At 68.3% G+C, this 1,298-nt stretch carries 1 protein-coding gene; it reads left to right on the forward strand.

Going from position 1 to position 1,298, the window contains the following annotated elements:
• Nucleotides 1-1,298, forward strand: a 1,298-nt coding sequence (locus FGX59_RS36920) for a TRAP transporter fused permease subunit (RefSeq protein WP_138473483.1), incomplete at both ends; no start/stop codon positions are given.

Here is a 1,298-nt window from a genome sequence, read left to right on the forward strand (position 1 = left end):
GCCTATGTCTTCTTCGGCTCCTGGGACGGGCTTCCGGACGTGATCCGCTGGCGCGGCGCCTCGGTCGAGCGCGCGATGAGCCATTTCTGGCTGACCTCCGAGGGCGTCTTCGGCGTCGCGCTCGGCGTCTCCTCGGGCTTCGTCTTCCTCTTCGTGCTCTTCGGCGCGCTGCTGAACCAGGCCGGGGCGGGGAACTACTTCCTGTCGCTGGCCTTCTCGGCGCTCGGCCATCTCAGCGGCGGCCCGGCCAAGGCGGCGGTGATCGCCTCGGCGGCGACCGGCCTGATCTCGGGCTCCTCCATCGCCAATGTCGTCACCACCGGCACCTTCACCATCCCGCTGATGAAGAAGGTCGGCTTCTCGGCCGCCAAGGCCGGGGCGATCGAGGTCTCCTCCTCGATCAACGGCGTTCTGACGCCGCCGGTGATGGGGGCCGTGGCCTTCCTGATGACCGAATATGTCGGCATCCCCTATATCGAGGTCGTCCGCGCCGCCATCGTGCCGGCCGCGATCTCCTATGTCGCGCTCCTCTACATCGTGCATCTCGAGGCACGGAAGATGGGCATGACCGGCACGCTCAGGACCGGCGCACTGCGCTTCATCCTCGGTGCGGTGCTGTCGGTCTGCGGCGGCATCGTCGCGGGCGTCGCCGCGCTCTGGGCGACCGGGATGATCGTCGACCTGCTGCAGGCGTCGCTGGGCGCGATGGCCTTGCCGGTGCTGGTGGCGCTCTTCCTTGGCGCCTATGTCGCCGCGCTGCGCCACGCCGCGCAGCGCCCGGATCTGGAGATGTCGGTCTCGGGCATGGAGCACCTCCCGCCCGCGCGCGAGATCCTGCAGACCGGCCTCCACTACCTGCTGCCGATCCTGCTGCTGATGTACCTGCTGATGATCGAGCGGAAATCGCCGGGCTTCTCGGCCTTCTGGTCGGCGTCCTTCATGCTGCTCGTCCTCGTCACGCAGCGGCCGCTGAAGCTGTGGTTCCGCGGCCAGGGCGGCATCGCCGAGGCGGCGCGCGCGGGCTGGGCGGAAATGCTCGAAGGGCTGATCGCGGGGGCGCGCAACATGATCGGCCTGGCCTGTGCCATGGCGGTCGCGGGGATCATCGTCGGCTCGGTGACGCTGACCGGGATCGGCCAGGTGATGGCGGAATTCGTCGAGTACCTCTCCGGCGGCAACCTGATGCTGATGCTGGTCTTCGTCGCGCTGATCTCGATCGTGCTCGGGATGGGCCTTCCCACCACGGCGAACTACATCGTCGTCTCCTCGCTGATGGCAGGCGTCGTGGTCGAGCTCGG

Source organism: Poseidonocella sp. HB161398, from assembly GCF_005870025.1.
In the GTDB taxonomy this organism is placed as follows: Bacteria; Pseudomonadota; Alphaproteobacteria; order Rhodobacterales; family Rhodobacteraceae; genus Mangrovicoccus.